Source organism: Streptomyces daliensis (genome assembly GCF_054782395.1).
Genome location: NZ_BAAGSO010000016.1, coordinates 34,744 through 41,323 on the forward strand (window position 1 = coordinate 34,744; position 6,580 = coordinate 41,323).

The window sequence follows — 6,580 nt, forward strand, 5'->3', positions numbered from 1 at the left end:
CGTCCGGCCTGATCCGGCCTGGTCCGCTCAGCCCTCGGCCGGGGCCGTCGGCGTCAGCACCGGCTCGCGGCGGCTGGCGATGACCTTGCGCGCCAGCTTCCGCGGGCTCGTCAGAAAGCCCCAGCCCCACGACATGTGCATGGTGGCCAGCGCGAGGGGAATCCGCACCCGCGCCCCGGCGGGCAGGCCCTTGCCGGCGGGCAGCGAGCCCGCGGTGATGGCGGCCAGATAGGCGGCGGGTGCGAGGAAGCCCCACGGGGTCAGCACGATGCCGACGACCGCGCCCGCCGCGACGAAGCACACGGCGGTCGGCGGCGCCAGATAGCGCAGGTTGATCGATCCTGAGTGGTAGCGCGCGACGACGTGGCGCCAACGTCCGTAGTTCTTGTACTGCTTGGCGAGCGCGCGGACGCTCGGCCGCGGCCGGTAGGAGACGCGCAGGTCGGGCGAGAACCAGACGAGGCCGCCCGCCTCGCGGATGCGGTAGTTCAGCTCCCAGTCCTGGGCGCGGATGAACTCCTCGTTGTAGCCGCCCTGCCGCTCCAGCACCTCGCGGCGGAAGACGCCGAGATACACGGTGTCGGCCTTCTGCGCGGCGCCGCCCGTGTGGAAGGCGGCGTTGCCGACCCCGATCTTCGAGGTCATGGCGGCGGCGACGGCGTGCTCCCAGTCGTTCTCGCCCTCGGCGTGCATGATGCCGCCGACGTTGGCCGCGCCGGTCTCCTCCAGCAGCCGCACCGCCGTCGAGATGTAGTCGGGCGAGAGCATCCCGTGCCCGTCCACGCGCACCACGACCGGGTGCCGGGACGCCTTGATCGCGGCGTTCAGCGCGGCGGGCGTGCGGCCCGTCGGGTTGGGCACCGTGCGCACCCGGGGGTCCTCGCGCACCAGCTCGGCGGCGATCTCGTCCGTGCGGTCCTCGGACGGGCCGAGGGCGATCACGATCTCCAGCTCGCCGTCGTACTCCTGCTCCAGGATGTGCCTGACGGAGCTTCGCAGGTGCCTCTCCTCATTGAGCACCGGCATGATCACAGAGACGGCGGGGGGCTTGGTATCAGTCACCCGCTCACGTTATCGCGTGCGCGGAGGGCCCCCGCACGGCAGCCGGGTGCGTGCGGGGAGGGCCAGCGGCGTGTGACCGCGAGCATCAGATCATATGGGATTACTGTGCTTGTACGTACTCAAAGCGCGCGTTACGACACATACGGTCATCCTGGAATCCGGAACCCCGACCCCGGCCCCCGTTCCCGGGCCCCGAACCCGCGATCCGTCCCCCTCACACGCCGCGAGGTGTCACTTGCCCGCACCGGCCCGTCGTACCCCGTCGCCCGACCGGACCTCCCCCTCCTCCCCCGCCCCCGACGACGCGTGCTCCGACGACGCGTGCTCCGACGACGCGCGCTCCGGGGAATCCGGGGGTGAGGACTCCGCGCGGCCGAGGCGCCGGAAGCGGTTCCGGTGGGGGCTGACCGCGGCGGCGGGGGTCTCGGCGCTGGTGCTGGCGGCGAGCGGGGCCGGGCACGTGCTGCTCTCCGGGCTGGACTCCGGCGTACGGCGGGTGGACCCGTTCCACGGGCTCGGTGACCGCCCGAACACGACCAGCGGGGTGAACTTCCTGGTCGTCGGCACCGACGGGCGCGACAAGCTGTCGGCGTCGGAGAAGCGGAAGTACCAGCTCGGCGGCTCGGCCTGCGACTGCACCGACACCCTGCTGATGGTCCACCTTTCGGCCGACCGGCAGCGCGCGAGTGTGGTGAGCCTCCCGCGCGACTCGTACGCGCGCCTGCCCGCGCACACCGACTCCGGCACGGGCGAGCGGCACGAGGAGCAGCCCGCGAAGCTGAACTCGGCCTACGCGCACGGCGGCCCCCAGCTCACCGTGCGGACCGTCGAGGCCATGACAGGCATCCATATGGACCATTACCTGGAGGTCGATTTCAGCAGCTTCATGAAGACCGTGGACGTGCTGGGCGGGGTCCCGATCTGCACGGACAAGCCCCTCAAGGACGACCACTCAGGGCTCGACCTGCCCGCGGGCACGTCCCGGCTGAACGGGGGCCAGGCGCTCCAGTACGTACGCGCCCGCCATCTGGACGCCGCAGCCGACCTCGGCCGGATGCAGCGCCAGCAGCGCTTCCTGGCCTCCGTCATCTCCCGGGCGACGCACAGCGGGGTGCTGATGAACCCGGTGAAGTTCGACCGCGTCGCCAGGACGATCCTCGGCTCCATGCGCGCCGACCCCGGTTTCGGCATCGACGAGATGATGGCGCTCGGCCAGGCGATGAAGGGCTTCACCCCGGCCTCGTCCGAGTTCGCGCAGGTCCCCATCGCCAACGCGAACCGGATCGTGCCCGGGCTCGGCTCGACGGTGCAGTGGGACGCGGAGAAGGCGGGGAAGCTGTTCCGGTCGCTGCGCGAGGACCGGCCGCTGTCTCCGGAGGCGAAGAAGCGGGAGGCCAAGAAGGCGGAGAAGGACGGCAAGGCGCCCGCCGGAGGACCGGAGAGCAGCACCACGACCGTCGAGGTCGCGCCGAACAGCATCCGCGTCCAGGTCGAGAACGGCACGGACAGACAGGGCCTCGCCCTCCGGACCGACCAAGCGCTGCGCGCGACGGGCTTCGCCACCACGGGGGGCGCCCGCAACGCCGCCTCCGACGACGTGGCGCACACCACCATCGCCTACGACCCGCGCTGGGACCGCTCGGCCCGCTCCCTGGCCAAGGCGCTGCCGGGCGCGAAGCTGCGCGAGGAGAAGGGACGCGGCCCGGTGATGGGGGTCGTCCTCGGCGCGGACCACGACAAGGTGCGCAAGGTGACCGGGGGCGCCCCCGCGGGCTCCCCCGGCTCCGGGACCGACGGCGGCGCGGTCACGGGGGACAGGGTGGCCTGCAAGTAGGGCGCTCTGGCGGTACGGGTCCGGGCCGGGCGGTACGGAGCGGGCCTTGCGGTACGGGTGCGGTGCTTGGCTACCCCGCCTGGCGCCGGGCCCCCGCGCCCGTGCCGGTACCGGTACCGGTACCGGTACCGGTACCCGCGCCGTCCCCCGGCGCGGCGTCGGCCCACTCCCCCTGCTTGCGCTCCCGCAGCTCCCTGATGGCGCGGCGCCGCGCGAGCCGGTGCGTACGGCGGATCTGGGCCTCCTGATAGCGCCGCTCGTCCTGCTCGGTCTCCGGGATCACGGGCGGTACGGGGCGCGGCTTGCCGTCCTCGTCGACGGCCGCGAAGACGAGGTAGGCGGTGCCGACCTGCGTCGCCGGCGTGGACTCGTTCCAGCGCTCGGCCAGCACCCGCACGCCGACCTCCATCGAGGAGCGCCCCGTCCAGTTCACCTGAGCCTTCACATGCACCAGGTCACCCACCCGCACGGGCTCCAGGAAGACCATCTCGTCCATGGAGGCCGTCACCGCTGGTCCGCCCGAGTGCCTGCCCGCGACGGCGCCCGCCGCGTCGTCGGCCAGCTTCATGATCACGCCGCCGTGCACGGTGCCGAGAAGGTTGGTGTCACTGCCCGTCATGATGTGCGACAGGGTGGTTCGGGAGGCGGCGGTCGGCTTGCCCGGTAGGGCATCTTCCGCCGTAAGGGCCTGGTCGGTCATGCCCTCCACCATATGCGGCGACATGGCCGACGCCCGACGCGCGCCTTTGCATCAGATCTGCTACAGGAAAGGCTCGAACCAGCACCCGGGCTGTGTTCAGGCACCACCGGGCAGGCAAACTGCCGTGCATGAATCAGTGGCCCGATGGATGGAACAACAACTCCGGAGACCGGTACGGACGCGGCAGCGCAGCGCCCGGTCCGGAGCAGGCCCGTGTCATGCCGCAGACGCGGCGGCCGGGGGTCCCGGGCCAGTCCAGAGCGAACCAGAGCGCCGGATACGACAGCGGCGGCGGGCACGACGCCTACGACTCCGGCTACAGCGATGGCCAGGTCTACGGCGGCGGCGGGCGCGGCGGCCGTGACGACTACGACGGCTACGGCGACTACGACACCCGCCCGCGCCCCGACTGGGGGCGCCGGTTCAAGTGGGGCCTGATCACGCTGGTGGTCGTGGTGCTCGCCTGGTCCGTCGGCACCTACTTCTGGGCCGACTCCAAGCTGCGCCGCGAGGTCGACCTCAGCATCGTCGAGGACCGCCCCGAGGCGGGCGACGGCACCAACTACCTGATCGTCGGCTCCGACAGCCGCGAGGGCATGTCCGACCAGGAGAAGCAGGACCTCCACACGGGCTCGGCCGAGGGCAAGCGCACCGACTCGATGATGATCCTGCACGTCGGCAGCGACGGGCCCACCATGGTGTCGCTGCCGCGCGACTCCTGGGTCGAGATCCCGTCGTTCACGGGCTCCGAGTCCGGCAAGCACTTCGACAACGTCCAGCACACCAAGCTCAACGCCGCCTACGCGCAGGACGGCGCCCCGCTGCTGGTCCGTACCGTCGAGCACAACACCGGGCTGAAGATCGACCACTACGCGGAGATCGGCTTCGGCGGCTTCGCGAAGATCGTCGACGCGGTCGGCGGCGTCGAGATGGACATCCCGCAGGACATCAAGGACAAGAACTCCGGCGCCGACTTCAAGAAGGGCAAGCAGGTCCTCGACGGGAAGCAGGCCCTCTCCTTCGTCCGCAACCGGCACGCGGGCACCGGCGACAGCGACCTCGGCCGCACCAAGAACCAGCAGAAGTTCCTGGCCGCGCTCGCCAGCCAGACGGCGACCCCCTCGACGGTCCTCAACCCGTTCCGCCTCTACCCGACCATGGGCGCGGGCCTGGACACCCTGATCGTCGACAAGGACATGAGCCTGTGGAACCTGGGCTCGATGTTCTTCGCGATGAAGGACGTCTCCAGCGGCGAGGGCAAGTCCATGAACATGCCCATCTCCGGCACGGCGCCGCAGGGCTCGCTCCAGTGGGACATGCCGAAGGTGAAGCAGCTCGTGCAGCAGTTGAAGGACGACGAGAAGGTCACCGTCACCTCGGACCAGTGACCCCGTCCCCTCTCTTGTCGTAACGGCGCCGCGCTCGGCCCGGCCGGACCACTGACCGGCCGGGCCGAGCGCTGTCCGGACCCGGTGCTGTGCCCCGAGCCTTGTCAGCGGGCGCAGAAGCAGAAGGGGTGCCCGACGGGGTCGAGGTAGACGCGGAAGTTCCGCTTGCCGCCGTCGTCGCCCTGCGCCAGCACCGCACCGAGCGCGAGCACCTCGCGCTCGGCCTCGTCCATCTTCTCCCTGGGCACGTCCAGATCCAGGTGGAGCTGCTGCGCGTGCTCCAGGCTGGGCCACTGCGGCGGTACGTAGCCCGGCGACTCCTGGAAGGCCAGCCGCCGCCCCTCGGGGCTCGCGACCTCGACCCAGTCCTCCTCGCTCTCGCTCGGGTCGACCTTCCAGCCGAGCACGGCCGCGTAGAACTCCGCGAGCCGCTGCGGGTCCGGACAGTCCAGGACGACGACACCCATCGTGGCGATAGCCATGGTTACCCCTTGAAGCTCGTTACTGGTAACGCTTCGGTTACCCCATGATGGCGTCCTACCAGTAACCTGGCAAGGTGACGGACAGGACAGCGCCCGCCTCACTCGTCCTGGTGCAGGAACTGGTGAACACCCTCGACGTGGAGACCGGCGAGGACGCGCTCGCGGCGCCGGACGGCCTCGGCCTGTTCGCCCGCCGCCACGGCCTGACAGGCCTCGCCCTGACCGGGGACGACCTGCCCGCCGTCACCGAACTGAGGGAGGGGCTGCGGAGCGCGTGCATGGCGCACACGGGCGCTCCGATGGACCCCGGTGCGGCGCGGGTACTGGAGCGGCGCCTCGGGGCCGCGCCGCTCGTGCTCGGGCTCGACGGGGCCGGCGCGGCGGCCTTGCGGCCCGCCGACGGGCTTCTCGGGGTCGACGGGCTCGCCGCGCGCGTCGCGGCGGGGATCGCGGCGGCGGACGCGGGCGGCCAGTGGCAGCGGCTCAAGGCGTGCGAGGCCGAGGACTGCCTCTGGGTCTTCTACGACCGCAGCCCGGCGGCGCGTGGCCGCTGGTGCACCATGGCGGTCTGCGGCAGCCGCGCCAAAATGCGAACTTATCGGGCCCGACGCCCCTCCCCCTGACGGCCCCTTCGCGGGGTGCGGAAGGAAACGGGGGGTCTGGTTGTCCGGGGGTGTTGCGCGGGACGGTTCGCCGGTGTGGTGGGTGCCGCAGGGTCCCGCGCTGATTTTTGTGCGGCTTCACGGGGTGCGGGGCGCTGCGCTGGGCTGGGCGCCATTTCCGGGTGCGGGCCGGTGGCTGCGGCGCGGCGTGTGGTTGCGGTGCGACGCGGCTTGCGCCGCGTGGTTCTTGGCTTGCGCCGGTGGCCGTGTGGGGTTGCTGTGTGGTGGGGGTCGGTGCCGTGCCGGGGTGTCTCCTCGGGCGGCGACAAGTGCGGGTCGGCTTTTCGGCTGTCTGTACATGGTCGCGGCCAGCTTCCGGTCCGCTCCAATTGGCCCGGTGGAGTGGGGACCGGAGGTCCCGCGCTGGGGTGTGGGCGTCAGCCGACCCGGAGCTGGATAGCGGGCCACCGGCGGGACGGGGACGGGGTGGGGTGTCCCCGCAGGTCGAGAAA

At 71.7% G+C, this 6,580-nt stretch carries 6 protein-coding genes; 3 read left to right on the plus strand and 3 right to left on the minus strand.

Annotation, left to right across the window (positions count from 1 at the left end; all coding sequences use genetic code 11):
- Positions 1–27 precede the first annotated feature (27 nt).
- Entirely contained in the window at positions 28–1,062 is a 1,035-nt protein-coding gene (locus tag ACYVOO_RS04825; RefSeq protein WP_461014393.1) for a glycosyltransferase family 2 protein, read from the minus strand.
- Between the two features lie 235 nt (positions 1,063–1,297).
- Here ACYVOO_RS04825 and ACYVOO_RS04830 point away from each other — a divergent pair, with 235 nt between their 5' ends.
- Positions 1,298–2,896: an LCP family protein gene (locus ACYVOO_RS04830; RefSeq protein WP_461014394.1), complete on the plus strand. Its 1,599-nt coding sequence runs from the start codon at positions 1,298–1,300 to the stop codon at positions 2,894–2,896.
- Positions 2,897–2,966: 70 nt separating this feature from the next.
- On the opposite strand, the gene ACYVOO_RS04835 is transcribed toward ACYVOO_RS04830, so the two are convergent.
- Positions 2,967–3,596 (minus strand): acyl-CoA thioesterase, encoded by a 630-nt coding sequence (locus ACYVOO_RS04835; RefSeq protein WP_461014395.1) that lies wholly within the window; start codon positions 3,594–3,596, stop codon positions 2,967–2,969.
- A gap of 128 nt (positions 3,597–3,724) precedes the next feature.
- Between ACYVOO_RS04835 and ACYVOO_RS04840 the strand changes: the two genes are divergently transcribed.
- A complete protein-coding gene (locus ACYVOO_RS04840) occupies positions 3,725–4,984 on the plus strand; it encodes an LCP family protein (protein WP_461014396.1) in 1,260 nt (419 codons plus the stop codon).
- 104 nt (positions 4,985–5,088) lie between these two features.
- On the opposite strand, the gene ACYVOO_RS04845 is transcribed toward ACYVOO_RS04840, so the two are convergent.
- Positions 5,089–5,466, minus strand: a complete 378-nt coding sequence (locus ACYVOO_RS04845) for a VOC family protein (RefSeq protein WP_461014397.1) — start codon at positions 5,464–5,466, stop codon at positions 5,089–5,091.
- A gap of 74 nt (positions 5,467–5,540) precedes the next feature.
- Between ACYVOO_RS04845 and ACYVOO_RS04850 the strand changes: the two genes are divergently transcribed.
- Positions 5,541–6,089, plus strand: a complete 549-nt coding sequence (locus ACYVOO_RS04850; protein WP_461014398.1) for a CGNR zinc finger domain-containing protein — start codon at positions 5,541–5,543, stop codon at positions 6,087–6,089.
- Positions 6,090–6,580: the final 491 nt, after the last annotated feature.